The sequence below is a fragment of the Escherichia sp. E2748 genome, from assembly GCF_005781125.1.
Lineage (GTDB): Bacteria > Pseudomonadota > Gammaproteobacteria > Enterobacterales > Enterobacteriaceae > Escherichia.
In genome coordinates, this window is the sequence record NZ_VATP01000001.1 from 757959 (window position 1) to 782360 (window position 24402).

Here is a 24402-nt window from a genome sequence, read left to right on the forward strand (position 1 = left end):
ACAAATCATTACTGACAGTTTGTTGATTTTTCTCAAGGTTAATTCTCCTGACCCAGTGCGAGCCAGGAGAACGGAGAAATTAGCGGCGGAAGGTGGCCCAGACAGGTGCGTGATCTGACGGTTTTTCCATACTGCGGATTTCATAGTCGATGCCGGTTTCTACGCAGCATTCGGCCAGTGGCTGGCTGGCAAGCAGCAGGTCGATACGCAGACCACGGTTATCGTCAAAACCTTTTGAGCGGTAATCAAACCACGAGAAGCGATCTGCCGTTTCCGGGTTCGCATGGCGGAAGGTATCGACCAGCCCCCAACTTATCAGCCTGTCCATCCATTCGCGTTCTTCCGGCAGGAAAGAACATTTACCAGTACGCAGCCAGCGTTTGCGGTTCTCTTCGCCAATGCCGATATCCAGGTCGGTGGGGCTGATATTCATATCGCCCATAATCAGCACCGGATTATCACGTTTGAGTTCGGTTTCCAGGTAGTTTTGCAGGTTCTGGTAAAACTGTGCTTTAGCCGGGAATTTTATGGGATGGTCGCGGCTTTCGCCCTGCGGGAAGTAGCCGTTGATCACGGTGACATTGCCTAGCGGTGAGGGGATTTCCGCCATAATAATCCGCCGTTGTGCCTCTTCGCCGTCGCCTGGGAAGCCACGACGCACGGCAATCGGCGTCTCTTTGGTCAATAGCGCCACGCCGTAATGGCCTTTCTGCCCGTGATAAAACACGTTGTAGCCGAGCTTTGCCACATCTTCGAGCGGAAACATATCATCATGAACTTTTGTCTCCTGCAGGCCAATCACATCAGGCTGGTGCTTGTCGACGATAGCTTCAAGCTGGTGTGGTCTGGCGCGCAGGCCGTTGATATTAAAAGAGACAAATTTCATAGTCGCTGCCATTTATTCAGATAAAGAGTGCGTGGATGTTAGCAGAAATTCGTCTGACTTACTGCCTGTTGTTAAGTGATTTGATCGATGGTTGTTAATGATGTCAACGATGGCGCAGAAAATGCCCGCTTTTGGTGCGAGTTGCGTCAGAATGGCGCAGTAATTTCCAGTAAATTTCGCCAATGATCACAATTCCAGAATTATATTTTACTTCTGCATAACATTGCGTTTTTTATTCTATTTATTCATCCACATGGCAAACATATTCACTTTATATGCACTTAAGGTGCATATTGTTCGGTTGTAACTCATTGATTTCCAGTTAGTGACCGTCATTTATGCACTTTTCCCCCTGGCTGGCATGAACCCTGCAATCTACATTTACAGCGCAAGCATTACTTATTATTAACATATAAATAACGAATTATTTACTGTAGAGGTCGCTATGTCTCAGCCAATTACGCGTGAAAACTTTGATGAATGGATGATACCTGTTTACGCTCCGGCACCGTTTATACCGGTACGTGGCGAAGGTTCGCGCTTGTGGGATCAGCAGGGGAAAGAGTATATCGACTTCGCGGGTGGCATTGCGGTAAACGCATTGGGTCATGCGCATCCGGAACTGCGCGAGGCGCTGAACGAACAGGCGAGTAAGTTCTGGCATACCGGCAACGGTTACACCAACGAGCCGGTACTGCGACTGGCGAAAAAATTGATCGACGCCACGTTTGCCGATCGCATTTTCTTTTGTAACTCCGGTGCGGAAGCCAACGAAGCGGCGCTAAAACTGGCGCGTAAATTCGCTCACGACCGCTACGGCAGCCATAAGAGCGGCATCGTGGCGTTCAAAAATGCGTTTCACGGGCGCACGCTGTTTACCGTCAGCGCAGGCGGGCAGCCAGCCTATTCACAGGATTTTGCGCCACTGCCACCGGATATTCGTCATGCTGCATATAACGATATTAACTCTGCCAGCGCGCTGATTGACGACTCTACCTGTGCGGTGATTGTCGAACCCATCCAGGGGGAAGGCGGTGTGGTACCCGCCAGCAACGCGTTTTTACAAGGTCTGCGTGAATTGTGTGACCGCCACAATGCTTTGCTGATTTTTGATGAAGTACAAACGGGCGTCGGGCGCACCGGGGAACTGTATGCCTATATGCACTACGGCGTGACGCCCGATCTGTTAACCACCGCCAAAGCGCTGGGCGGCGGTTTCCCCGTTGGCGCTCTGTTGGCAACCGAAGAATGCGCCAGCGTGATGACCGTTGGCACCCACGGCACCACCTACGGCGGCAATCCGCTGGCCTCGGCGGTAGCAGGCAAAGTGCTGGATCTCATCAACACGCCAGAGATGCTTAACGGGGTTAAACAGCGTCACGACTGGTTTGTTGAGCGTCTTCATACCTTTAATCACCGCTACGGTTTGTTCAGTGAAATTCGCGGCTTAGGTTTGCTGATTGGCTGTGTGCTGAATGCCGATTACGCCGGGCAAGCGAAACAGATCTCTCAGGAAGCGGCGAAAGCGGGCGTGATGGTACTGATTGCGGGTGGCAACGTGGTGCGTTTTGCGCCTGCGCTCAATGTCAGCGAAGAAGAGGTGACGACCGGACTGGATCGCTTTGCAGCTGCTTGCGAACACTTTGTTAGCCGAGGTTCATCATGATGGTCATCCGTCCCGTTGAGCGATCAGATGTCTCAGCGCTGATGCAGCTTGCCAGCAAAACGGGCGGCGGCCTGACGTCGCTTCCCGCCAATGAAGCCACGCTTTCGGCACGTATCGAAAGGGCAATCAAAACCTGGCAGGGCGAACTGCCCAAAAGCGAGCAGGGCTATGTGTTTGTGCTGGAAGAGAGTGAAACAGGTACTGTGGCGGGAATTTGCGCCATAGAGGTGGCAGTTGGGCTGAACGATCCCTGGTACAACTATCGCGTCGGCACGCTGGTCCACGCCTCAAAAGAGCTGAATGTCTATAACGCGTTGCCGACGCTGTTTCTCAGTAACGATCACACCGGCAGCAGCGAGCTGTGCACGCTGTTTCTCGACCCGGACTGGCGCAAAGAGGGCAACGGCTATTTGCTGTCGAAATCGCGTTTTATGTTTATGGCGGCTTTTCGCGACAAGTTTAATGACAAAGTTGTCGCGGAAATGCGCGGGGTGATTGACGAACACGGCTATTCACCGTTCTGGCAAAGCCTCGGTAAACGCTTCTTTTCGATGGATTTTAGCCGCGCCGATTTTCTCTGCGGCACCGGGCAAAAGGCATTTATTGCAGAACTGATGCCGAAACATCCGATCTATACGGACTTTTTATCCCAGGAAGCCCAGGACGTCATCGGTCAGGTTCATCCGCAAACTGCGCCCGCGCGGGCGGTGCTGGAAAAAGAGGGCTTTCGCTACCGCAACTATATCGACATTTTCGACGGCGGGCCGACGCTGGAGTGTGACATTGACCGCGTTCGCGCTATCCGCAAAAGTCGGCTGGTGGAAGTAGCGGAAGGACAACCTGCACAGGGAGATTTTCCGGCTTGCCTGGTCGCCAATGAAAATTATCACCATTTCCGCGTGTTGCTGGTGCGAGCCGATCCGGCGACCGAACGTTTGATTTTAACCGCCGCACAACTGGATGCCCTCAAATGCCACGCCGGGGATCGCGTTCGTCTGGTGCGCCTGTGTGCAGAGGAGAAAACAGCATGACTTTATGGATCAACGGTGACTGGGTGACGGGCCAGGGCGCACTGCGCGTGAAGCGTAATCCGGTATCGGGCGAGGTGTTATGGCAGGGCAACGATGCCGATGCTGCTCAGGTTGAGCAGGCTTGTCGGGCCGCTCGTGCAGCGTTTCCGCGTTGGGCGCGGCTCTCTTTTGGCGATCGTCAGGTAAGAGTTGAACGATTTGCTGCACTGCTGGAAAGCAACAAAGCCGAATTAACGGCGATTATTGCCAGAGAAACCGGCAAACCGCGTTGGGAAGCGGCAACCGAAGTGACGGCGATGATCAATAAGATCGCGATATCAATCAAGGCGTATCACGCTCGCACGGGAGAGCAGCGTAGTGAAATGCCGGATGGAGCGGCGAGCTTGCGGCATCGTCCACATGGCGTGCTGGCGGTGTTTGGACCGTACAATTTCCCCGGGCATCTGCCTAACGGGCATATCGTTCCGGCGCTGCTGGCAGGTAACACGATAATCTTTAAACCCAGCGAACTAACCCCCTGGAGCGGCGAGGCCGTCATGCGTTTATGGCAGCAGGCAGGCTTGCCGTCGGGCGTGCTGAACCTGGTGCAAGGTGGGCGCGAAACCGGTCAGGCGCTCAGTGCGCTGGAGGATCTCGACGGCTTGCTGTTTACCGGCAGCGCCAATACCGGCTACCAGTTACATCGCCAGCTTTCCGGTCAGCCGGAAAAAATTCTCGCCCTCGAAATGGGCGGCAATAACCCGCTGATTATTGATGACGTGGTGGATATCGACGCCGCTGTCCATCTGACTATCCAGTCGGCATTTGTCACTGCCGGGCAACGCTGCACCTGCGCCCGCCGTTTATTGGTGAAAAGCGGGGCGCAGGGCGATGCGTTTCTTGCTCGCCTTGTTGCCGTCAGCCAGCGGTTAACGCCGGGGAAATGGGATGACGAACCGCAGCCGTTTATTGGTGGGCTGATTTCTGAACAGGCCGCACAGCAGGTTGTTACTGCCTGGCAGGAACTGGAAGCATTGGGCGGGCAAACGCTGCTTGCGCCACGTTTGCTACAAGCGGGAACATCGCTGCTGACGCCGGGGATCGTTGAAATGACGGGTGTTTCAGGCGTGCAGGATGAAGAAGTGTTTGGGCCGCTACTTCGCGTATGGCGTTATGACACTTTTGATGGGGCGATAAAGATGGCGAATAACACCCGCTTTGGCCTCTCTTGTGGGCTGGTTTCCCCAAAACGGGAAAAGTTCGAGCAACTATTACTGGAAGCGCGGGCAGGAATTGTTAACTGGAACAAACCGCTTACCGGAGCCGCCAGTACAGCACCATTCGGCGGCATTGGCGCTTCCGGCAACCATCGCCCCAGCGCCTGGTATGCGGCGGATTATTGTGCCTGGCCGATGGCGAGCCTGGAGTCGGACTCGTTAACGTTGCCCGCAACGCTTAACCCCGGGCTTGATTTTTCTGATGAGGTGGCGCGATGAATGCCTGGGAAGTCAATTTCGATGGATTGGTGGGGCTGACGCACCATTACGCTGGCCTGTCGTTTGGTAATGAAGCCTCCACCAGTCATCGTTTTCAGGTATCGAATCCACGACTGGCGGCGAAGCAAGGCTTACTGAAAATGAAAGCCCTTGCCGATGCGGGATTTCCCCAGGCGGTGATCCCGCCGCACGAGCGACCGTTTATTCCGGTGCTGCGTCAGTTGGGATTCTGCGGCAGCGATGAGCAGGTACTGGAAAATGTTGCCCGCCAGGCACCACACTGGCTTTCCAGCGTCAGTTCAGCATCGCCAATGTGGGTAGCTAATGCGGCCACGGTAGCGCCATCCGCCGATACGCTGGATGGCAAAGTACATTTCACGGTCGCCAACCTGAACAATAAATTTCACCGTTCGCTGGAAGCCCCCGTCACCGAATCGCTGTTAAACGCCATTTTTAACGATAAAGAGAAATTCACCATCCATTCGGCGTTGCCACAGGTGGCGATGCTCGGTGACGAAGGGGCGGCAAACCACAATCGCCTCGGCGGTCATTACGGCGAACCGGGCATGCAGATTTTTGTTTACGGGCGAGAAGAGGGTAACGGTACGCGGCCTTCCCGATATCCGGCGCGGCAGACCCGCGAAGCCAGCGAGGCGGTAGCCAGGCTGAATCAGGTTAATCCGCAGCAGGTGATTTTCGCCCAGCAAAACCCGGACGTTATCGACCAGGGCGTTTTTCATAATGACGTGATTGCCGTGAGTAACCGTCAGGTGCTGTTTTGCCATCAACAGGCGTTCGCTCGCCAGGCGCAATTACTGGCAAACCTGCGTTCGCGGGTCAACGGCTTTATGGCGATAGAAGTACCGACGTCGCAGGTTTCCGTTCCGGATGCTGTCTCGACCTATCTGTTTAACAGCCAGTTGTTGAGTCGCGATGATGGTTCGATGATGCTGGTGCTGCCACAGGAGTGTCGGGAACACGCCGGAGTATGGCGTTATCTCAATGAACTCCTTGCTGCGGATAACCCGATAAGCTCACTAAAAGTTTTTGATTTGCGCGAAAGCATGGCGAACGGCGGAGGCCCTGCGTGCCTGCGTTTGCGCGTTGTGTTGACGGATGAAGAACGTCAGGCGGTGAATCCGGCGGTGATGATGAACGATACGCTGTTTAATGCGCTCAATGACTGGGTGGATCGTTACTACCGCGATCGTCTGAGTGCTGCCGATCTGGCCGACCCGCAATTGCTGCGCGAAGGGCGGGAAGCACTGGAAGCGTTGACTCAATTATTGAATCTCGGTTCGGTTTATCCGTTCCAGCGTGAGGGAGGGGAGAATGGATAATTTTCTCACTCTGACATTAGAGGGTAAAAAACCTGTCATCACCGAGAGAGAAATCAACGGTATTCGCTGGCGCTGGCTGGGGGATGGCGTGCTGGAACTGACGCCATTAATCCCACCGCAAGGCGCGTTGGTAATTTCGGCGGGGATCCACGGTAATGAAACGGCGCCTGTAGAAATGCTGGACGCCTTACTTGGCGCAATTTATCACGGTGAAATTAAGTTACGCTGGCGCTTGTTGGCAATCCTCGGAAATCCCCCTGCGCTCAAGCAAGGAAAGCGCTATTGCCATAGCGATATGAACCGGATGTTTGGCGGACGCTGGCAGCAATTTGCCGAAAGCAGCGAAACCTGCCGCGCCCGCGAGCTGGAACAGTGCCTGGAAGATTTTTATCAGCAGGGGAAGGAGTCAGTTCACTGGCATCTTGATCTGCATACAGCCATCCGCGGTTCGTACCACCAGCGGTTTGGTGTTTTACCGCAACGAGAAAATCCCTGGGACGAAAGTTTTCTGACATGGCTGGGCGCGGCAGGGCTAGAGGCGTTGGTATTTCATCAGGCGCCCGGCGGCACGTTTACCCATTTCAGCTGCCAACATTTTGGCGCACTGGCGTGTACGCTGGAGCTAGGCAAAGCACTGCCGTTTGGGCAAAACGATCTTCGTCAGTTTGCGCCAACCACCAATGCAATTGCTGCGCTGTTAGCAGGGGCAAGTGTCGGTATAGAGAGAAAACTGCCCCAGCGTTACCGGGTGGTTTCGCAGATTACCCGTCACACTGCTGCCTTCGAGTTGCATATGGCGAGCGAGACGCTGAATTTCACGCCGTTTAAGAAAGGAACGTTATTGGCGCAGGATGATGAGGAACGTTTTACCGTGACTCATGATATTGAATATGTGCTATTCCCCAATCCATTGGTGGCGTTGGGATTACGCGCGGGATTAATGCTGGAAAAAATAACCTAACACTTGCCCGCAGAAAGGTTTCTGCGGGTATTTAATAACGACTTTCGGAATAATACGGATTAATCCTGGATGTTTGCTTTATTTATCGCCATTTATCAGGTATAGTCCTTCATAATTTCTGCAAAATCATTGTGTTGTAATATTTATTCATCAATTTCCTTCAATTTTTCTTTTTTTCTCCATAATTGGCGAAAAAATGTTTTTTATACTTTCATTGATTTACCGTTGCTCTGATTAATTGACGCTAAACTCAGTAAAGTTAATCTCGTCAACACGGCACGTTACTTAAGAAAGCCGTAACAAATAACTGAAAGGAAGGATATAGAATATGCGTAAATTAACTGCACTGTTTGTTGCCTCTACCCTGGCTCTTGGCGCGGCTAACCTGGCCCACGCCGCTGACACCACTACCGCAGCACCGGCTGACGCGAAGCCGATGATGCACCATAAAGGCAAGTTCGGTCCGCATCAGGACATGATGTTCAAAGACCTGAACCTGACCGACGCGCAGAAACAGCAGATTCGTGAAATCATGAAAGGCCAGCGTGACCAGATGAAACGTCCGCCGCTGGAAGAACGCCGCGCAATGCATGACATCATCGCCAGCGATACTTTCGACAAAGCAAAAGCTGAAGCGCAGATTGCTAAAATGGAAGAACAGCGCAAAGCTAACATGCTGGCGCATATGGAAACCCAGAACAAGATTTACAACATCCTGACGCCGGAGCAGAAAAAGCAATTTAATGCTAATTTTGAGAAGCGTCTGACAGAACGCCCAGCGGGAAAAGGTAAAATGCCTGCAACTGCTGAATAATCTTTCAGCCAAAAAACTTAAGACCGCCGGTCTTGTCCACTACCTTGCTGTAAGGCGGTGGACAGGATCGGCGGTTTTCTTTTATGCGCCTGTGTCTGTCATTTTTGCGAAAACGTTAAGGTAAATCATACGAGTTGCCGATAACAATCCACGGTTGCCTGAGCGATAACAATGAAAAGAGCATGCCCGGAGCGAGTATGGAATACTTTGATATGCGTAAAATGTCGGTGAACCTGTGGCGAAACGCTGCCGGTGAAACTCGTGAGATCTGTAGTTTTCCCCCTGCGAAACGTGATTTTTACTGGCGTGCCAGCATTGCGTCCATTGCGGCCAATGGTGAATTTTCTTTATTTCCTGGGATGGAAAGAAGTGTGACGCTGCTGGAAGGCGGTGAGATGCTTCTTGAAAGCGCAGACCGTTTTAGCCATACCTTAAAGCCGTTACAGCCTTTTGCTTTTGCGGCGGACCAGGTGGTAAAAGCGAAACTGACGGAAGGGCAGATGTCGATGGATTTCAACATTATGACGCGCCTGGATGCCTGTAAGGCGAAAGTCAGAATTGCCGATCGCACGTTCACCACTTTTGGCTCACGCGGCGGGGTGGTGTTTGTGATTAGCGGGGCATGGCAACTGGGCGAAAAATTGTTAACCACCGACCAGGGCGCGTGCTGGTACGATGGCAAACACACCCTGCGGCTTTTGCAACCGCAAGGCAAACTGCTGTTCAGTGAAATTAACTGGCTTGCAGGCCATTCACCGGATCAAGTTCAGTAATTTCATAGCGACCGGAAAGTAGTGGTTTACAAAGAATTTTATAACCATCGTGATCGAATCCGGCAGGCGTACGGATCAACGTTGCCGCCTCTTCCAGCGAATTAACTGCCCCCAGCCACAGCCAGTTATGAATAATATGGTATTGGGTCATTTCCGGGTGCTGTTCTTTCAACGCAACCGCCCCTTGCCACGGCCAGCAGATCACCCGCAAACGTTCCAGCGACTGGAGCAGACGTTGAGCATGATCTTCATGGCTCTCTTTTCCGCAGCACGCTCCGGCGCAACGTTTTAGCGCCGACCGAAAGCAAGCACGACCGCGGCTTAACGGTTCCAGCCCGAGCAGGCCATAACAGAGCTTTTGTTCATCGGCGATTGTCTGTAATGCCTGTAATGCCGAGCGGCGATTGGCAAACAGGCCAAACAGGTTTGGCGCAGTAGAAAAATCCACGTCTTTTGCGTACACCACATCTACGCGTTTTTCATTCAGTTGCAGGGCGCAGAGCTGACGATTGCGGCGCAACCGTTTATTAAACAAAGGCTGTTGCTCTTTGATTAGACGCGCTTCAAGGAGCAGAGCGCCGATTTCGCCCGCGGTACATATCCAGCTAATGCGTCGGGATTGTCGCAGCATGGCCGCTTCATCCGGGGTACGTAAATGGGAAAGGACGCGGCTGCGGATGTTAACGCTTTTGCCGATATAGAGCGGCATAGTGTTACTTTCGCCATGAAACAGATACACACCGGGTCGGGTGGGTAAGTCAGTAAGAAATGAACGTAAATGTTCGGGATATTCATAAATTGCCGCCGCTTCAAATTCGAGCCGCGGGGAAGTTAAACGCCGTACCACTGTTTACTCCGAGTGCTGGTCATTTATCCAGTATAGCGGGTGGGTGGCGATTAAAAAAGAGGCAAGGCCGATGACAAATGTAAACTGCCAGATGCGCTACGCTTATCAGGCCTACTCGATTCCTGCAATGTATTGAATTTGCAAAGTTTTGCAGGCCGGATAAGGCGGTTACGCCACATCCGGCATGAATAAAGTATTTGGTGTCGACAATCTCAGGCGGGGAGGCCGCACTGTTTATTTTTTCCAGAAATCATCGAAAACCGTAATGGGTGGGCGGCGTTTATGCTCGGTTTTCAGATACCAGTTCTCAATCGTTCTGGCGACCTGTTCCGGGACATTTTTCCCTTCCAGATAGTCATCGATATTTTCATACGTTACGCCGAGCGCGACTTCATCTGGCAGTGACGGGCGGTCATCTTCCAGGTCGGCTGTTGGGGCCTTCTTATAGAGATGCTCAGGGCAACCTAACGCCGCCAGTAACTGTTTACCCTGACGTTTGTTCAGACGATACAGAGGGTTAATGTCTGTGCCACCATCACCATATTTAGTGAAGAATCCAGTAATGGCTTCTGCCGCATGATCGGTGCCAACTACGACGCCATTAGTCATACCCGCAATGCTGTATTGCGCTTTCATCCGCTCACGTGCTTTTTCATTGCCACGCACAAAATCGCTCAGTTCGATACCTGCTTCCCGCAATGCCTGTTCACTGGCGAGTACCGCGCCCTTGATATTGACGGTTAATACGCGATCCGGCTGAATAAAGGCAATGGCGTCCTGGCAATCTTTTTCGTCGGCCTGAACACCGTAGGGAAGGCGCACGGCGATAAATTGCAGTGATTCATTACCGGTTTCCTGGCGCAGTTCATTAATTGCCATCTGACACAACTTACCGGCAAGGGTAGAGTCCTGACCACCGCTAATGCCGAGTACCAGTGATTTAATGAACGGGTAGGTTTGTAGATAGCTTTTCAGAAAATCGACGCTACGACGAATTTCCTCTTCAGCATTAATCTGCGGTTTTGCGCCCAGCGCCTTTATTATTTGTTGCTGCAATGTCATTGAACCCCTCCAGACAGAAAAATAAAACTTCCTTAAAGCTAACCCGTTGCTACAGAAACGACAAGCGACAGCAGGTTGAATGGTGGTTAAAACGTCATACAGGAATCCTCTGAAAGCGAAACCGTTTCGCTCTCAGGCTTGAAAAAGCCCCCGATGTATTCCAGGCTTATCTAACACGCTGATAAACAAGAGGACGGAATATGAACAAGAATATGGCAGGAATTCTGGGTGCAGCGGCGGTATTAACCATGCTGGCAGGTTGTACGGCGTATGATCGTACCAAAGACCAGTTTGTACAGCCTGTGGTGAAAGACGTCAAAAAAGGCATGAGCCGGGCGCAGGTTGCACAAATTGCGGGTAAACCTTCGTCTGAAGTGAGCATGATCCATGCTCGTGGTACTTGCCAGACCTACATTCTGGGTCAACGTGATGGTAAAGCAGAAACCTATTTTGTCGCGTTAGATGATACCGGGCATGTGATCAATACCGGCTATCAGACCTGTGCCGAATACGACACTGATCCGCAGGCTGCGAAGTAATTCCTTCATCTGAAAGCTTGAGTCACAACGAAAACCGGCCATTGTGCCGGTTTTTTTATGCGCGTGTTCTTATTTGTTGACGCGAATTATTTAACCGAAATGTGAAGGTGGTCATAACAGCAGGTCAAGGAGAGACAATTTGTATAGTCAAAGAAATACTATTGCTCAGGTCAATACCGTATACTCTTTTCAGCCACCAAAAAAAGTCATGTTGGTTTCGCAAGTTACCCAGAGCATGGAAGCAGGTGAAGGCTTGCGGAGTGTCTGGCTGACAGATAATCGTTGATGAGGGCAGTTTTATGGAAAAGAAACACATTTATCTGTTTTGTTCTGCGGGCATGTCTACCTCTTTACTGGTATCAAAAATGCGCGCTCAGGCAGAAAAATATGAAGTTCCGGTCATTATTGAAGCATTTCCAGAAACGCTGGCTGGTGAAAAAGGGCTGAATGCCGATGTCGTTTTATTAGGGCCACAGATTGCTTATATGTTGCCCGAAATTCAGCGTTTGTTACCCAATAAACCGGTGGAAGTAATTGACTCGCTGTTATATGGCAAAGTCGATGGTTTAGGCGTGCTTAAGGCTGCAGTTGCAGCAATTAAAAAAGCCGCAGCAAATTAATTTTTAAATTTTCCCGTCAAAGAGTTATTTCATAAATCTATACCGCGATATTTAAGTTGCGGTTTTTAAGGGTATTTTTCTATGAGTAATGTTATTGCATCGCTTGAAAAGGTACTCCTCCCTTTTGCAGTTAAAATAGGAAAGCAGCCGCACGTTAATGCAATCAAAAACGGTTTTATTCGCTTAATGCCGTTAACCCTCGCAGGGGCGATGTTTGTATTAATTAATAACGTTTTCCTTAGCTTTGGGGAGGGGTCGTTTTTTTATTCCTTAGGTATTCGCCTCGACGCCTCGACCATTGAAACACTCAATGGTCTGAAAGGTATTGGCGGAAATGTTTATAACGGAACATTGGGGATTATGTCTTTAATGGCACCGTTCTTTATCGGCATGGCGCTGGCAGAAGAGCGTAAAGTCGATGCGCTGGCAGCGGGATTGTTATCCGTTGCGGCGTTTATGACCGTCACGCCTTATAGCGTCGGCGAGGCTTATGCCGTCGGCGCTAATTGGTTAGGCGGCGCGAATATCATCTCCGGGATTATTATCGGCCTGGTGGTGGCAGAAATGTTTACCTTTATTGTCCGCCGCAACTGGGTAATTCGACTGCCCGATAGCGTACCTGCGTCGGTATCGCGTTCTTTCTCTGCATTGATTCCCGGCTTTATTATTCTTTCCGTGATGGGGATTATTGCCTGGGCGCTGACGACCTGGGGCACAAACTTCCATCAGATCATCATGGATACCATCTCGACGCCGCTGGCATCGTTGGGTAGCGTGGTCGGCTGGGCGTATGTGATTTTTGTTCCACTGCTGTGGTTCTTCGGTATTCACGGCGCACTGGCGCTGACTGCACTGGACAACGGCATCATGACGCCGTGGGCGTTGGAAAACATCGCGACCTACCAGCAATATGGTTCCGTCGAAGCGGCATTAGCTGCCGGTAAGACCTTCCATATCTGGGCCAAGCCGATGCTGGACTCCTTTATTTTCCTCGGTGGTAGTGGCGCGACCCTGGGCCTGATTTTGGCTATCTTTATTGCTTCTCGCCGTGCTGATTATCGTCAGGTGGCAAAACTGGCTCTGCCGTCAGGCATCTTCCAGATTAACGAACCGATTCTGTTTGGTCTGCCGATTATTATGAACCCGGTGATGTTTATCCCGTTTGTGCTGGTACAACCGATTCTGGCGGCAATCACCCTGGCGGCATATTACATGGGCATTATTCCACCAGTGACCAACATTGCGCCGTGGACCATGCCAACCGGTCTGGGGGCCTTCTTTAACACCAACGGTAGCGTCGCCGCCTTACTGGTCGCACTCTTCAACCTCGGTATCGCCACGCTGATTTATCTGCCATTTGTTGTGGTGGCTAACAAAGCACAAAACGTGATTGATAAAGAAGAGAGTGAAGAAGATATTGCTAACGCGCTGAAATTTTAATCGATATCGGCACAGGTAACGCTGTGCCGGGTAAGGAAAGTGAGGAACTGAGTATGATGGATCTCGACAATATCCCGGATACGCAAACCGAAGCCGAAGAACTGGAAGAAGTGGTGATGGGGCTTATCATCAACTCCGGGCAGGCGCGCAGTCTGGCGTATGCGGCGCTGAAACAGGCAAAGCAGGGCGATTTTGCGGCAGCAAAAGCGATGATGGATCAGTCTCGAATGGCGTTGAATGAAGCGCATTTGATACAGACGAAACTGATTGAAGGCGATGCGGGCGAAGGTAAGATGAAAGTGAGTCTGGTGCTGGTCCACGCTCAGGATCATTTAATGACCTCAATGCTTGCACGTGAACTAATTAGCGAATTAATTGAGCTTCATGAAAAATTGAAGGCATAAGGAGTTGATGATGCAGTCAGTGATTAACGCGCCGGAAATTGCCACAGCCCGTGAACAACAACTGTTTAATGGCAAAAACTTCCATGTGTTTATCTACAACAAAACTGAGAGTATCAGTGGGCTGCATCAACACGACTATTATGAATTCACCCTGGTGTTAACTGGTCGTTATTACCAGGAGATAAACGGTAAACGCGTGTTGCTGGAGCGGGGCGATTTTGTCTTTATTCCGTTGGGCTCGCACCATCAAAGTTTTTATGAGTTTGGCGCCACGCGTATATTAAATGTTGGGATCAGCAAACGTTTTTTTGAGCAGCATTATCTGCCGTTGTTGCCTTATTGCTTTGTCGCATCACAGGTATACCGGACCAATAGCGCTTTTCTCACCTATGTGGAAACGGTCATCTCTTCACTGAATTTCCGTGAAACCGGGCTGGAAGAGTTTGTTGAGACAGTGACTTTTTATGTTATCAACCGCTTACGTCATTACCGTGAAGAACAGGTAATTGATGATGTGCCTCAGTGGCTGAAAAGCACGGTTGAAAAGATGCATGATAAAGAGCAGTTTAGTGAAAATGCGTTGGAAAATATGGTGATACTGTCGGCGAAATCGCAGGAATATTTGACGCGTGCGACCCAGCGATATTATGGCAAAACGCCAATGCAAATTATTAATGAAATTCGCATTAATTTTGCCAAAAAACAACTGGAAATGACCAACTATTCTGTAACAGATATTGCATTTGAAGCCGGTTATAGTAGCCCCAGTCTGTTTATTAAAACGTTTAAGAAATTGACCTCGTTTACACCCAATAGCTATCGTAAAAAATTGACTGAATTTAATCAGTAGCCATTGTATCAGAACACTAAATTTACATGCTTGCTCTGTATAACCTAGTGTTTCCGGGTTATTCCTGACTTAGCGGCAGGCACGACGAATATCAGTATTTCCTAATGAAGGGAGAAATTATGAGCCAGAAATTAAAAGTCGTCACTATTGGTGGCGGGAGCAGCTATACCCCGGAATTACTGGAAGGGTTTATTAAACGTTATCACGAATTGCCGGTGAGTGAATTATGGCTGGTGGACATCGAAGAGGGTAAAGCGAAGCTGGATATTATTTTCGATCTCTGCCAGCGGATGATTGATAACGCTGGTGTACTAATGAAGCTTTATAAAACGCTTGATCGCCGCGAAGCATTGAAAGATGCCGATTTCGTCACCACCCAGCTGCGCGTAGGTCAATTACCAGCACGCGAACTCGATGAACGTATTCCGTTAAGTCATGGTTATCTCGGCCAGGAAACCAACGGTGCAGGTGGCCTGTTTAAAGGTCTGCGTACTATTCCGGTGATTTTTGACATAGTCAAAGATGTTGAAGAACTCTGCCCCAATGCCTGGGTGATTAACTTTACGAACCCAGCGGGAATGGTCACCGAAGCCGTTTATCGTCATACCGGATTTAAACGCTTTATCGGCGTGTGTAATATTCCGATTGGCATGAAGATGTTTATCAGCGATGTTTTAGCGTTGAATGAGAACGATGATTTATCTATCGATCTGTTCGGGCTGAACCACATGGTGTTTATTAAAGATGTTCTGGTAAATGGCAAGTCTCGCTTTGCCGAATTGCTTGATGGTGTGGCATCCGGGCAGTTAAAAGCGTCTGGCGTAAAAAATATTTTCGATCTGCCGTTTAGCGAAGGCTTAATTCGCTCACTGAATCTGTTGCCGTGCTCGTATCTGCTTTATTACTTCAAGCAAAAAGAGATGCTGGCGATTGAAATGGGTGAGTATTATAAAGGCGGCGCACGTGCACAGGTGGTACAGAAAGTCGAGAAACAACTCTTTGACCTGTATAAAAATCCGGACCTGAAAGTTAAGCCGAAAGAACTGGAACAGCGCGGCGGGGCATATTACTCAGATGCGGCGTGTGAAGTGATTAATGCTATCTACAACGACAAGCAAGCGGAACATTACGTTAATATCCCGCATCATGGGCATATTGATAATATTCCGGCAGACTGGGCGGTAGAAATGACCTGTACACTGGGGCGCGATGGCGCGACGCCACATCCACGCATTACACACTTCGATGACAAAGTGATGGGCTTGATTCATACCATCAAAGGTTTTGAGATTGCCGCCAGTCACGCAGCCCTTAGCGGTGAATTTAACGATGTGTTACTGGCGCTCAACCTTAGCCCGCTGGTGCATTCCGATCGTGACGCGGAACTGCTGGCAAGAGAGATGATTCTGGCGCATGAGAAGTGGTTGCCAAACTTTGCTGACTGCATTGCAGAACTCAAAAAAGCACATTAACTGAGGCTGATTATGGAACGCTTACTGATTGTTAATGCTGATGACTTTGGCTTAAGTAGAGGCCAGAACTACGGCATTATCGAGGCCTGTCGTAATGGTATTGTCACCTCAACGACGGCGCTGGTGAATGGGGAAGCTATCGACCATGCGGTGCGGTTAAGTCGTGATGAGCCGAGTCTGGCAGTTGGGATGCACTTTGTCCTTACACTGGGTAAGCCGCTGACTGAGATGCCTGGGCTTACCCGGCAAGGTGTGTTGGGGAAATGGATCTGGCAGCTGGCAGAAGATGATGCCTTACCACTGGAAGAAATTTCCCAGGAACTCGCCAGCCAGTATCTGCGATTCATTGAATTGTTTGGCCGCAAGCCAACACATCTTGATAGTCATCATCATGTGCATATGTTCCCGCAGATTTTCCCGATTGTGGCGAAGTTTGCGGCTGAAGAGGAGATTGCGTTGCGTATTGATCGCCAGCCAGTATTTAACGACGGTGATTTACCCGCAAATCTGCGCAGTTCACAGGGCTTCAGTAGTGCATTCTATGGTGAAGAGATCAGTGAATCACTGTTCCTGCAAGTGTTGGATGATTCCAGTCATCGCGGTGAACGCTCACTGGAAGTGATGTGCCATCCTGCGTTTGTCGATAATACAATTCGCCAGAGTGCTTACTGTTTCCCACGGTTAGCTGAACTGGATGTGTTAACGTCGGCGTCGTTGAAGTATGCCATTGCCGAGCGTGGTTATCGGTTGGGTAGTTATCTGGATGTGTAGGTAAGGCTGTTTTGCCGGATGCGGCGTAAACACCTTGTTCGGCATACAATATATTGAAATTTCAAAGCATTATGAGCATCCGGTAAGCCTGATAAGCGCAGCGCATCAGGCAAAGGTGGCGCAATTGCGCCACCCATATTTACGCCGGAATTTTGTCAATCTTAGGCATACGTGACCAGACGCGGTGCGCCGCCATTAGCGTTAACAGTTCATCCATAAAACTACCGTCGGCGCTGTCGGCTTCCACAACCCCTTCTTCACCTTTGTCATCCACCTTAATTGTCGCTTTGAACTTGCGGGCGTCTCCCGCCAGCGCAATCGGTTTAAGGTGTTTGTAGGCTTCCATCAGGTAATAGTTCGCATCGCCGTTGTCTGCGATATCCGCAATATTACCGCAAGGGACAATGACCGCATCCACCGTCAGCGAAGGCGCTCCGGCAAAGGTAGCAGCAATTGGCAATACTGTGCCGTCATCGGTGGTCACTTCGCCCATCCGTGAATAAAGCAGTTTGGCATGAACGCCTTTGGCTTTCAGCGCCTTGAGAATGGCCAGCAGGTCTGCCGATCTCACTTCATCATTAAGCAAAATCGCTACCACACGGCCTTTGACATCACCGTCAGGAATGGCATACAGGCTTAATGTTGGGGCATTTTTCAGACCGTTGATGTCTGGTGGTGGGGTAATATTCAGTTGTTCATCAGTCAGTTCGATACCGAGATTTTCCGCCACAGCCTGCGCCAGAGTGAGATCGATATGTGCCAGTTGATCAACGACGCGTTCACGAATATACGGACGAGCAACTTTGCTCAATTCAAAGCTGAAAGCGTCGATAATGTGGCGCTGTTCAAACGGCGTCTGGCTTAGCCAGAACAGACGCGGATGGGAATAATATTCACCAAACGATGGGCTACGCTCGCGGACTTTGTTGCCTTCTACACGTTCCTGGTATGATTCAAATCCGCCGCGTTTCGGCCCCGGCGGTGTTTCGCGCGGCCAGTTGTCGTTGATCGAGTTCGGTTCGTAGTTTGCCGGATTTGTGTCGATTCCCATGCGGTGCATGCCGTCACGCTGGAAATTATGGTAAGGGCAGATCGGGCGGTTAATCGGAATTTCATGGAAATTTGGCCCACCAAGACGACTAATTTGTGTATCGGTATAAGAGAACAAACGCCCCTGCAATAACGGGTCGTTGGTGAAATCCAGACCGGGGACAATATGCCCTGGATGGAAAGCTACCTGTTCGTTTTCGGCAAAGAAGTTATCCGGGTTGCGGTTAAGCACCATTTTGCCGACGCGCTGTACTGGCACCAGTTCTTCCGGAATAAGTTTGGTTGGATCGAGAAGGTCGAAATCAAACTTGAATTCGTCTTCTTCCGGGATTAACTGGAAGCCCAGTTCGTATTCCGGGAAATCGCCTGCTTCAATGGCTTCCCACAGCTCACGGCGGTGGAAGTCCGGGTCACGTCCGGTGAGTTTCTGCGCTTCATCCCATACCAGCGAGGCTTTACCTGCCAGTGGTTTCCAGTGGAAACGCACAAACGTCGCTTTCCCTTCGGCGTTAATCAGGCGGAAAGTGTGGATGCCGAAACCTTCCATCGTACGGTAGCTGCGCGGGATCCCGCGATCCGACATCGCCCATATCACGTTATGCAGCGTTTCCGGTTGCAGGGAAACATAATCCCAGAATGTGTCGTGGGCGCTACCTCCCTGTGGGATCGCCCAGTGCGGTTCCGGTTTTACCGCATGAACAAAATCGGGGAATTTATGCGCATCCTGAATAAAGAAGATCGGCGTGTTGTTGCCGACAAGGTCAAAAATACCCTCTTCAGTATAGAATTTGGTGGCAAAACCGCGGATATCACGCACGGTATCTGCCGAACCAGCACCACCCTGAACGGTCGAGAAACGGACAAATACTGGGGTGATTTTGTTCGGGTCAGACAGGAAGTCGGCTTTGGTAATATCGCTTAAGTTTTTATACGGCTGGAAATAACCATGAGCCGCAGATCCTCGCGCATGAACAATACGCTCCGGGATACGCTCATGGTCAAAGTGAGTGATCTTCTCGCGCAGAATAAAATCTTCCAGCAGCGTTGGACCACGGTTACCGGCACGCAGTGAGTTTTGATCGTCAGCGATGCGCACGCCCTGATTGGTGGTCAGCGCATAATTTTCACTACCTTTACGTACATCTTGCAGGGAATTGAGTTTTTCATTACGCGTATCAGGGGCTTTCAGACTGCCTGGCGCGGTCGGCTGCGCGCCTGGCGGGGTCGGTTCAGCCGCTGGGCGATGAGAGCCGTCCTCAGGTGCCAGTGAGTCCATTCCTGGTTTCGCTTCGTTCGAGTCGTGCAGGGGGGACTGGTGCTGATGTGGGGTCTTTTCGTTATGTTGCGACATTGAACTCGTCTCCTTATTTCATTGCTGAAAGGGCCGCTTTTTTGGTCAAAAAACCCTCTAACTATAGACCATCGGGGATGTCTCGCTCTGGAGGTGGTGTCGGCGAAAGTATTTGAAGATGTACGCAAAGCAGGACGGACGTGGGCTAAATCGGCTAAACTACATTTTTTCTGATTTTTAATATGCGTTTAGTGAAGCCAGTAATGAAGAAACCGCTACGTCAGCAAAACCGCCCGATTATTAGCTATGTCCCGCGCACGGAACCTGCGCCGCCGGAGCATGCGATTAAAATGGATTCGTTTCGTGATGTCTGGATATTACGTGGCAAATATGTAGCGTTTGTTCTGGTGGGGGAGTCATTCTTGCGCTCACCGGCGTTTAGTGTGCCGGAGGCGGCCCAGCGCTGGGCGAATCAGATTCGACAAGAGAATGAGGTCGAAGAGTAAAAAAACGCCTGTCGGGATGACAGGCGTTTTGCGTTATAAGCCAGGGTTAACGGTGAGCCAGTTCGGCGTCATCTTCGCTATCCAGAATGGATTTATCGGTCTGCTTCAGCCACTGGCTGGTCAGTGTACCTGCGGTCATAGAACCGCTGACGTTCAGTGCCGTACGGCCCATATCGATAAGTGGTTCAACGGAAATTAACAATGCCACCAGCGTTACCGGCAAGCCCATTGCAGGGAGTACAATCAGTGCGGCGAATGTTGCACCGCCACCAACGCCTGCAACACCTGCTGAACTCACAGTGACGATACCAACGAGTGTCGCAATCCACATTGGGTCTAGCGGATTAATGCCAACCGTAGGCGCAACCATCACTGCCAGCATTGCCGGATACAGCCCGGCACAGCCGTTTTGACCAATGGTCGCGCCGAAAGAAGCGGCGAAACTGGCGATGGATTCAGGAACACCCAGACGACGCGTTTGTGCTTCTACATTCAGCGGAATAGACGCAGCACTGGAGCGACTGGTGAAGGCAAACGTCAGCACTGGCCAGACTTTACGGAAGTATTTCAGTGGGCTTACGCCATTAATACCCAGCAGAATGCCATGCACTGCAAACATAATGATAAGACCGAGGTAGGACGCGACAACGAAGCTACCCAGTTTAATGATGTCTTGCAGGTTGGAGCCAGCAACGACTTTGGTCATCAGTGCCAGAACGCCGTATGGCGTCAGTTGCATGACCAGGCGAACCAGTTTCATCACCCAGCTTTGCAGCGTATCGATAGCGGTTAAGACTCGTTCACCTTTCGGCGCATCATCTTTCAGCAGTTTCAGTGCTGCAACGCCCAGGAAAGCCGCAAAAATTACCACGCTGATAATTGACGTCGGATTGGCACCGGTCAGATCGGCAAACGGGTTTTTCGGGATAAAGGACAAGACAAGCTGCGGAACGCTCAGGTCAGAGACTTTACCGACATAGTTGCTTTCGATAGCGTTCAGACGCGCAGTTTCAGCGCCACCCTGAACCAGCCCCTCAGCTGTCAGACCAAACAGATTAGTGACCAGTACACCGACCAGCGCCGCAATCAGCGTGGTAAACAGTAGCGTACCAATAGTCAGAAAACTGATTTTGCCTAGTTGGGACGCGTTATGCAGACGGGCAACCGCACTTAAAATGGAGGCAAATACCAGCGGCATGACGATCATTTGCAGTAGCTGAACATAGCCGTTACCGACAATGTTAAACCACTGAACAGAATCTTTAAGTACCTGGCTGTCAGAACCATAAATGGTATGCAGGGCAAGGCCAAAAACCACCCCCATCACCAGACCTACCAGCACTTTTTTGGCCAGACTCCACTGTTTGTGGCGGGTTTGGGCCAGCGCAAACAGCAGCACAACGAACACTATGATGTTCGCAATTAATGGAAAGTTCATCCCCGTTCTCCTGATCTTATTATTTCTATCGCTACGCAGTAGCCATAGTGTTGAAGCAAGATTAACAGAACTGTGAGCTGGCTCTTATATTCAAATGGAATGGCTTATTCCAGAAAAGCGATTTTTGTTTTTTTAGTATTCAACCTGATGCTTAATAAGGCGATGAAACTCGATCTGCAAGGTATTAATCATTTGCGATGACCAACGCACGGCACTGTTTTCGGGCAGTGAATGGGGCATCCACACTGACCAGACAAACAACGCCATGCAGAGAAAACGTTCTAACTGGTTGCCTTTTTGTGGAACCAGAATTGGCAGACGGAAACGCCATCGGCACGGCCAGAGTAGGGGAACGCCAGCAGGGGTCAGCATATCAGCAAGGATATGACTCAAATAACCGAGAACCATACCTTGCAGAGCATCAGCTGGAATAAACCAGCTTTCCGGAACTTTCAGATAAAAGGTCGCCAGTAGAGCAAACACCGCCAGCAGACTGTGGGTGAAGCCACGGTGACCAAAAGCGCGGGCAATGGGTTTTGATATCCACTTTAATCGCTGCCCAAGAAACGACTTTGGATGGTCAATATCCGGTAACAGACAAGTTAATATTGCGGAAGGGACAATATGCCACCAGTCACCCTGTGCCAGCACGGGTGTAAGCTCGGCATTTTTAGCAAACACCGCACAAGCAATAGAAAAGAGGAGGTGACCTTCCGCCGTCATGATAAAACTCACTAAACTGTCGATACGTACAGTATAGGGTTTTTGTACAGTGCGCGGAAGTGGTGACGGTGTAACTCTTCATCATAATATGATGATAAAATCATCAGTTGAACGTGATTTCAGATAAGCAACCAGGGGCCGTGTCACCACGCCCCTTTTTATTAGCCGAGGAGGTCTTTCGCGGTGAGTTCTGTCAAGGATGAAAGTTTTACATTCGCCAACACAAAACGTGGATCATTTTGCGCTTCTGGTGCTGGAACGACGATGGAGCGCATTCGTGCTGCCTTCGAGGCGATCATGCCATTAACAGAGTCTTCCAGCGCCACGCAGGCGATTGGGTCAACGCCCAGTTTTGCTGCGCAGTCGAGATAAACCTGCGGATGTGGCTTGCTATAAGGCAATTTTTCGGCGGAGGCGAGGGCATCGAAACTGTCACGTAGGTCAAACATGGCCAGCACTTTTTCAAGCATATGCAGCGGTGACGCTGAAGCCAGGCCAACCAATAAGCCCTGCGCTTTACATAAAGCAACGGCTTCACGCACGCCAGGCAGTAATGGACGCGTCTCTTCAACCAGCGAAATGGCACGGGCAATTACCCGATCGACCACTTCCTGACGACTCGGTCCATTCCACGGTTGCCGGGCATACCACAGATCAACCACCATATCGATGCGTAAACCTAAGGTGTCCGGTAGCTCATTACGACGGGAGATATCCACCCCCAGGCTTGCCATCACATCCAGTTCGGCCCGATCCCATAATGGTTCGGAATCGATAAGTAATCCATCCATATCAAAAATTGCAGCAAGAATCTGTCGTGGGGTTGACATTACAACCTCTCCTTTAGAGCATTATGTGTAAGGTATTAAGCAGTGCTTATGATTAAGCGCCTATCATATCGCCTTTAAAGAATGGGCGAAAACAGATATCTACAGGTAAACTAAGTGAATCGACGCGTCTTAATCAAGGAGAACTCATGACGTATCAACAAGCTGGACGCATTGCTATTTTGAAAAGGATTTTCGGTTGGGTGATTTTTATACCAACACTTGTTTCCACGTTGATTTCCTTGCTGAAGTTTATGAATATCCGGCAAGAAACCCAGGAAGGCATTAATGCGGTAATGCTCGACTTTGCTCATGTCATGATCGATATGATGCAAGCGAATACGCCTTTTTTGAATCTGTTCTGGTATAACTCGCCAACGCCCAATTTTAATGGTGGTGTGAACGTTATGTTCTGGGTGATCTTTATCCTGATTTTTGTCGGTCTGGCGTTGCAAGACTCTGGAGCACGCATGGGTCGTCAGGTGCGCTTCTTGCGCGAAGGCGTTGAAGATCAACTCATTCTGGAGAAGGCTAAAGGGGAAGAGGGGTTAACGCGTGAACAGATCGAGTCGCGCATTGTCGTTCCACGCCATACTATCTTCACGCAGTTTTTTTCACTCTATATCCTGCCGGTCATTTGTATTGCTGCGGGATACGTGTTCTTTTCTCTGCTCGGTTTCATTTAATACAAAGGCCGCGCGGTGCGGCCATTATCATCGACTCCCGTCACGCGGCTAACAATCTATCCAATGATTGTTGAGCAATAACCAGATGTTGACCACCAAACAACCTTGCACGGTTTAGCAAAGTGTAAAGCTGGTAAATCGGTTGGCGTTCGAGGAAATCGGTCGGTAGCGGTGACACTGATTGATAACCATCATAGATTTGCGGAGGCTGTTCGGTATGTAGCGGCAACATCGCCAGATCGCACTCTCTGTCGCCCCAGTAACAAGCAGGGTCGAAAATATACGGACCATTCGGACCTAGCGCACAATTCCCTGACCATAGATCGCCGTGTAACAGTGATGGTTGCGGCTGATGTGAGGCCAGGCGCTGCTGGATATGCTCGACGATGGCGTCGATATTGCCGAAGGCGATCCCTTTTTCTGCTGCCAGCTCCAGTTGCCAGCCAATCCGTTGTTCAGCAAAAAACGTTGACCAACGGCGTTGCCAGGTATTGGGTTGAGGGGTAGTAGAAAGGGCGTTATCGAAATCGAGGCCAAATTGTGGCTGGTCGCTCCATTGATGTAGATGCGCAATTTGCTGCCCTAAAATAAAGGCGTTATGTGCATCCAACGGCCGAGGAGGGAGATAATCCATCACTAGAAAACTGTAGTCACGGTCAGCGCCAACTGCCCACACCCGGGGTACGGTGACGGTTTTACTGCGAGACAATAACTCCAGTTGGTCGGCTTCGGCGGTAAAACCGGGAAGCAATTCTCTTTCATCACATTTGACGAAAAAGTCACGTCCTGCATAACGCAAATGCCATGCGGCATGGACTTCCCCGCCAGGCAGTTCATTACGCAGTTCGATTTCGCCTTCACCTAACTGCTCGCTCAAAAGACGACTGATTACCTGCCACATGATGTCTCTCCCATGCTGTCTGCCAGATC

24 protein-coding genes are annotated in these 24402 nt (G+C 50.4%); 16 read left to right on the plus strand and 8 right to left on the minus strand.

Annotation, left to right across the window (positions count from 1 at the left end):
• Positions 1-79: 79 nt before the first annotated feature.
• Positions 80-886 (minus strand): exodeoxyribonuclease III, encoded by an 807-nt coding sequence (xthA, locus tag FEK42_RS03640; RefSeq protein ID WP_130259859.1) that lies wholly within the window; start codon positions 884-886, stop codon positions 80-82.
• A 445-nt stretch (positions 887-1331) separates the two neighbouring features.
• Here xthA and astC point away from each other — a divergent pair, with 445 nt between their 5' ends.
• The 7 genes from astC to ves all read left to right on the plus strand — a co-directional run bounded on the left by astC (position 1332) and on the right by ves (position 8946).
• On the plus strand, positions 1332-2552 hold the full coding sequence (gene astC, locus FEK42_RS03645) for a succinylornithine/acetylornithine transaminase (protein ID WP_135492693.1): 1221 nt from the start codon (positions 1332-1334) through the stop codon (positions 2550-2552).
• A complete protein-coding gene (gene astA, locus FEK42_RS03650) occupies positions 2549-3583 on the plus strand; it encodes an arginine N-succinyltransferase (protein WP_130208322.1) in 1035 nt (344 codons plus the stop codon). The genes astC and astA overlap by 4 nt, the downstream gene beginning before the upstream one ends.
• Positions 3580-5058, plus strand: a complete 1479-nt coding sequence (astD, locus tag FEK42_RS03655; protein WP_135492692.1) for a succinylglutamate-semialdehyde dehydrogenase — start codon at positions 3580-3582, stop codon at positions 5056-5058. Before astA ends, astD begins: the two co-directional genes overlap by 4 nt.
• Entirely contained in the window at positions 5055-6398 is a 1344-nt protein-coding gene (gene astB, locus FEK42_RS03660) for an N-succinylarginine dihydrolase (RefSeq protein ID WP_138211738.1), read from the plus strand. Before astD ends, astB begins: the two co-directional genes overlap by 4 nt.
• Positions 6391-7359: a succinylglutamate desuccinylase gene (gene astE / locus FEK42_RS03665; protein WP_135492691.1), complete on the plus strand. Its 969-nt coding sequence runs from the start codon at positions 6391-6393 to the stop codon at positions 7357-7359. Before astB ends, astE begins: the two co-directional genes overlap by 8 nt.
• Before the next feature lie 328 nt (positions 7360-7687).
• Positions 7688-8173 (plus strand): ATP-independent periplasmic protein-refolding chaperone Spy, encoded by a 486-nt coding sequence (gene spy, locus FEK42_RS03670; RefSeq protein WP_130208314.1) that lies wholly within the window; start codon positions 7688-7690, stop codon positions 8171-8173.
• A 197-nt stretch (positions 8174-8370) separates the two neighbouring features.
• Positions 8371-8946, plus strand: coding sequence for an environmental stress-induced protein Ves (gene ves / locus FEK42_RS03675; RefSeq protein WP_130218867.1), 576 nt, complete (start codon positions 8371-8373; stop codon positions 8944-8946).
• On the opposite strand, the gene cho is transcribed toward ves, so the two are convergent.
• Positions 8906-9793 carry an excinuclease Cho gene (cho, locus tag FEK42_RS03680; protein WP_130208310.1) on the minus strand — a complete coding sequence of 296 codons (888 nt, stop codon included), beginning with the start codon at positions 9791-9793 and terminating at the stop codon, positions 8906-8908. The genes ves and cho overlap by 41 nt on opposite strands.
• Before the next feature lie 234 nt (positions 9794-10027).
• Positions 10028-10855 (minus strand): ammonia-dependent NAD(+) synthetase, encoded by an 828-nt coding sequence (gene nadE, locus FEK42_RS03685; protein ID WP_135492690.1) that lies wholly within the window; start codon positions 10853-10855, stop codon positions 10028-10030.
• 200 nt (positions 10856-11055) lie between these two features.
• Between nadE and osmE the strand changes: the two genes are divergently transcribed.
• From osmE to chbG, 7 genes are all read left to right on the plus strand, one after another.
• Positions 11056-11394, plus strand: coding sequence for an osmotically-inducible lipoprotein OsmE (osmE, locus tag FEK42_RS03690; protein ID WP_064529167.1), 339 nt, complete (start codon positions 11056-11058; stop codon positions 11392-11394).
• 299 nt (positions 11395-11693) lie between these two features.
• Entirely contained in the window at positions 11694-12014 is a 321-nt protein-coding gene (gene chbB / locus FEK42_RS03695; protein WP_000412160.1) for a PTS N,N'-diacetylchitobiose transporter subunit IIB, read from the plus strand.
• A gap of 81 nt (positions 12015-12095) precedes the next feature.
• Entirely contained in the window at positions 12096-13454 is a 1359-nt protein-coding gene (gene chbC / locus FEK42_RS03700) for a PTS N,N'-diacetylchitobiose transporter subunit IIC (protein ID WP_130208308.1), read from the plus strand.
• A gap of 53 nt (positions 13455-13507) precedes the next feature.
• Entirely contained in the window at positions 13508-13858 is a 351-nt protein-coding gene (gene chbA / locus FEK42_RS03705) for a PTS N,N'-diacetylchitobiose transporter subunit IIA (protein ID WP_135492689.1), read from the plus strand.
• 7 nt (positions 13859-13865) lie between these two features.
• Positions 13866-14708, plus strand: coding sequence for a transcriptional regulator ChbR (gene chbR / locus FEK42_RS03710; RefSeq protein WP_171021378.1), 843 nt, complete (start codon positions 13866-13868; stop codon positions 14706-14708).
• Between the two features lie 119 nt (positions 14709-14827).
• A complete protein-coding gene (gene celF, locus FEK42_RS03715; RefSeq protein WP_135492688.1) occupies positions 14828-16180 on the plus strand; it encodes a 6-phospho-beta-glucosidase in 1353 nt (450 codons plus the stop codon).
• 12 nt (positions 16181-16192) lie between these two features.
• Positions 16193-16951, plus strand: coding sequence for a chitin disaccharide deacetylase (chbG, locus tag FEK42_RS03720; RefSeq protein WP_130259849.1), 759 nt, complete (start codon positions 16193-16195; stop codon positions 16949-16951).
• Positions 16952-17090: 139 nt separating this feature from the next.
• Here chbG and katE read toward each other — a convergent pair whose 3' ends face one another.
• Positions 17091-19352, minus strand: coding sequence for a catalase HPII (gene katE / locus FEK42_RS03725; RefSeq protein ID WP_138211739.1), 2262 nt, complete (start codon positions 19350-19352; stop codon positions 17091-17093).
• A 182-nt stretch (positions 19353-19534) separates the two neighbouring features.
• Between katE and cedA the strand changes: the two genes are divergently transcribed.
• Positions 19535-19798, plus strand: coding sequence for a cell division activator CedA (gene cedA / locus FEK42_RS03730; protein ID WP_130208300.1), 264 nt, complete (start codon positions 19535-19537; stop codon positions 19796-19798).
• 46 nt (positions 19799-19844) lie between these two features.
• On the opposite strand, the gene tcyP is transcribed toward cedA, so the two are convergent.
• The 3 genes from tcyP to hxpB all read right to left on the minus strand — a co-directional run bounded on the left by tcyP (position 19845) and on the right by hxpB (position 22789).
• Positions 19845-21236: a cystine/sulfocysteine:cation symporter gene (gene tcyP, locus FEK42_RS03735; RefSeq protein ID WP_064529160.1), complete on the minus strand. Its 1392-nt coding sequence runs from the start codon at positions 21234-21236 to the stop codon at positions 19845-19847.
• A 132-nt stretch (positions 21237-21368) separates the two neighbouring features.
• On the minus strand, positions 21369-21959 hold the full coding sequence (locus tag FEK42_RS03740) for a metal-dependent hydrolase (RefSeq protein ID WP_064529159.1): 591 nt from the start codon (positions 21957-21959) through the stop codon (positions 21369-21371).
• Between the two features lie 161 nt (positions 21960-22120).
• A complete protein-coding gene (gene hxpB / locus FEK42_RS03745) occupies positions 22121-22789 on the minus strand; it encodes a hexitol phosphatase HxpB (protein WP_130218883.1) in 669 nt (222 codons plus the stop codon).
• 146 nt (positions 22790-22935) lie between these two features.
• On the opposite strand from hxpB, the gene FEK42_RS03750 reads away from it, so the two are divergent.
• Positions 22936-23472 (plus strand): YniB family protein, encoded by a 537-nt coding sequence (locus FEK42_RS03750; protein WP_135492687.1) that lies wholly within the window; start codon positions 22936-22938, stop codon positions 23470-23472.
• Positions 23473-23512: 40 nt separating this feature from the next.
• Here the strand turns inward: FEK42_RS03750 and FEK42_RS03755 are convergent, their stop codons facing one another.
• A complete protein-coding gene (locus FEK42_RS03755; RefSeq protein ID WP_130208292.1) occupies positions 23513-24373 on the minus strand; it encodes a fructosamine kinase family protein in 861 nt (286 codons plus the stop codon).
• Positions 24374-24402 lie beyond the last annotated feature (29 nt).

What these genes read in the sequence shown, in the direction of transcription:
- FEK42_RS03755 (WP_130208292.1), bottom strand. Translation starts at nt 24,373, where the DNA reads ATGTGGCAGGTAATCAGTCGTCTTTTGAGCGAGCAGTTAGGTGAAGGC.
- tcyP (WP_064529160.1), bottom strand. Translation starts at nt 21,236, where the DNA reads ATGAACTTTCCATTAATTGCGAACATCATAGTGTTCGTTGTGCTGCTG.
- chbB (WP_000412160.1), top strand. Translation starts at nt 11,694, where the DNA reads ATGGAAAAGAAACACATTTATCTGTTTTGTTCTGCGGGCATGTCTACC.
- osmE (WP_064529167.1), top strand. Translation starts at nt 11,056, where the DNA reads ATGAACAAGAATATGGCAGGAATTCTGGGTGCAGCGGCGGTATTAACC.
- chbR (WP_171021378.1), top strand. Translation starts at nt 13,866, where the DNA reads ATGATGCAGTCAGTGATTAACGCGCCGGAAATTGCCACAGCCCGTGAA.
- astC (WP_135492693.1), top strand. Translation starts at nt 1,332, where the DNA reads ATGTCTCAGCCAATTACGCGTGAAAACTTTGATGAATGGATGATACCT.
- ves (WP_130218867.1), top strand. Translation starts at nt 8,371, where the DNA reads ATGGAATACTTTGATATGCGTAAAATGTCGGTGAACCTGTGGCGAAAC.
- celF (WP_135492688.1), top strand. Translation starts at nt 14,828, where the DNA reads ATGAGCCAGAAATTAAAAGTCGTCACTATTGGTGGCGGGAGCAGCTAT.
- astA (WP_130208322.1), top strand. Translation starts at nt 2,549, where the DNA reads ATGATGGTCATCCGTCCCGTTGAGCGATCAGATGTCTCAGCGCTGATG.
- astB (WP_138211738.1), top strand. Translation starts at nt 5,055, where the DNA reads ATGAATGCCTGGGAAGTCAATTTCGATGGATTGGTGGGGCTGACGCAC.
- nadE (WP_135492690.1), bottom strand. Translation starts at nt 10,855, where the DNA reads ATGACATTGCAGCAACAAATAATAAAGGCGCTGGGCGCAAAACCGCAG.
- chbG (WP_130259849.1), top strand. Translation starts at nt 16,193, where the DNA reads ATGGAACGCTTACTGATTGTTAATGCTGATGACTTTGGCTTAAGTAGA.
- cedA (WP_130208300.1), top strand. Translation starts at nt 19,535, where the DNA reads ATGCGTTTAGTGAAGCCAGTAATGAAGAAACCGCTACGTCAGCAAAAC.
- astE (WP_135492691.1), top strand. Translation starts at nt 6,391, where the DNA reads ATGGATAATTTTCTCACTCTGACATTAGAGGGTAAAAAACCTGTCATC.
- hxpB (WP_130218883.1), bottom strand. Translation starts at nt 22,789, where the DNA reads ATGTCAACCCCACGACAGATTCTTGCTGCAATTTTTGATATGGATGGA.
- chbA (WP_135492689.1), top strand. Translation starts at nt 13,508, where the DNA reads ATGATGGATCTCGACAATATCCCGGATACGCAAACCGAAGCCGAAGAA.
- FEK42_RS03740 (WP_064529159.1), bottom strand. Translation starts at nt 21,959, where the DNA reads ATGACGGCGGAAGGTCACCTCCTCTTTTCTATTGCTTGTGCGGTGTTT.
- spy (WP_130208314.1), top strand. Translation starts at nt 7,688, where the DNA reads ATGCGTAAATTAACTGCACTGTTTGTTGCCTCTACCCTGGCTCTTGGC.
- chbC (WP_130208308.1), top strand. Translation starts at nt 12,096, where the DNA reads ATGAGTAATGTTATTGCATCGCTTGAAAAGGTACTCCTCCCTTTTGCA.
- astD (WP_135492692.1), top strand. Translation starts at nt 3,580, where the DNA reads ATGACTTTATGGATCAACGGTGACTGGGTGACGGGCCAGGGCGCACTG.
- FEK42_RS03750 (WP_135492687.1), top strand. Translation starts at nt 22,936, where the DNA reads ATGACGTATCAACAAGCTGGACGCATTGCTATTTTGAAAAGGATTTTC.
- katE (WP_138211739.1), bottom strand. Translation starts at nt 19,352, where the DNA reads ATGTCGCAACATAACGAAAAGACCCCACATCAGCACCAGTCCCCCCTG.
- xthA (WP_130259859.1), bottom strand. Translation starts at nt 886, where the DNA reads ATGAAATTTGTCTCTTTTAATATCAACGGCCTGCGCGCCAGACCACAC.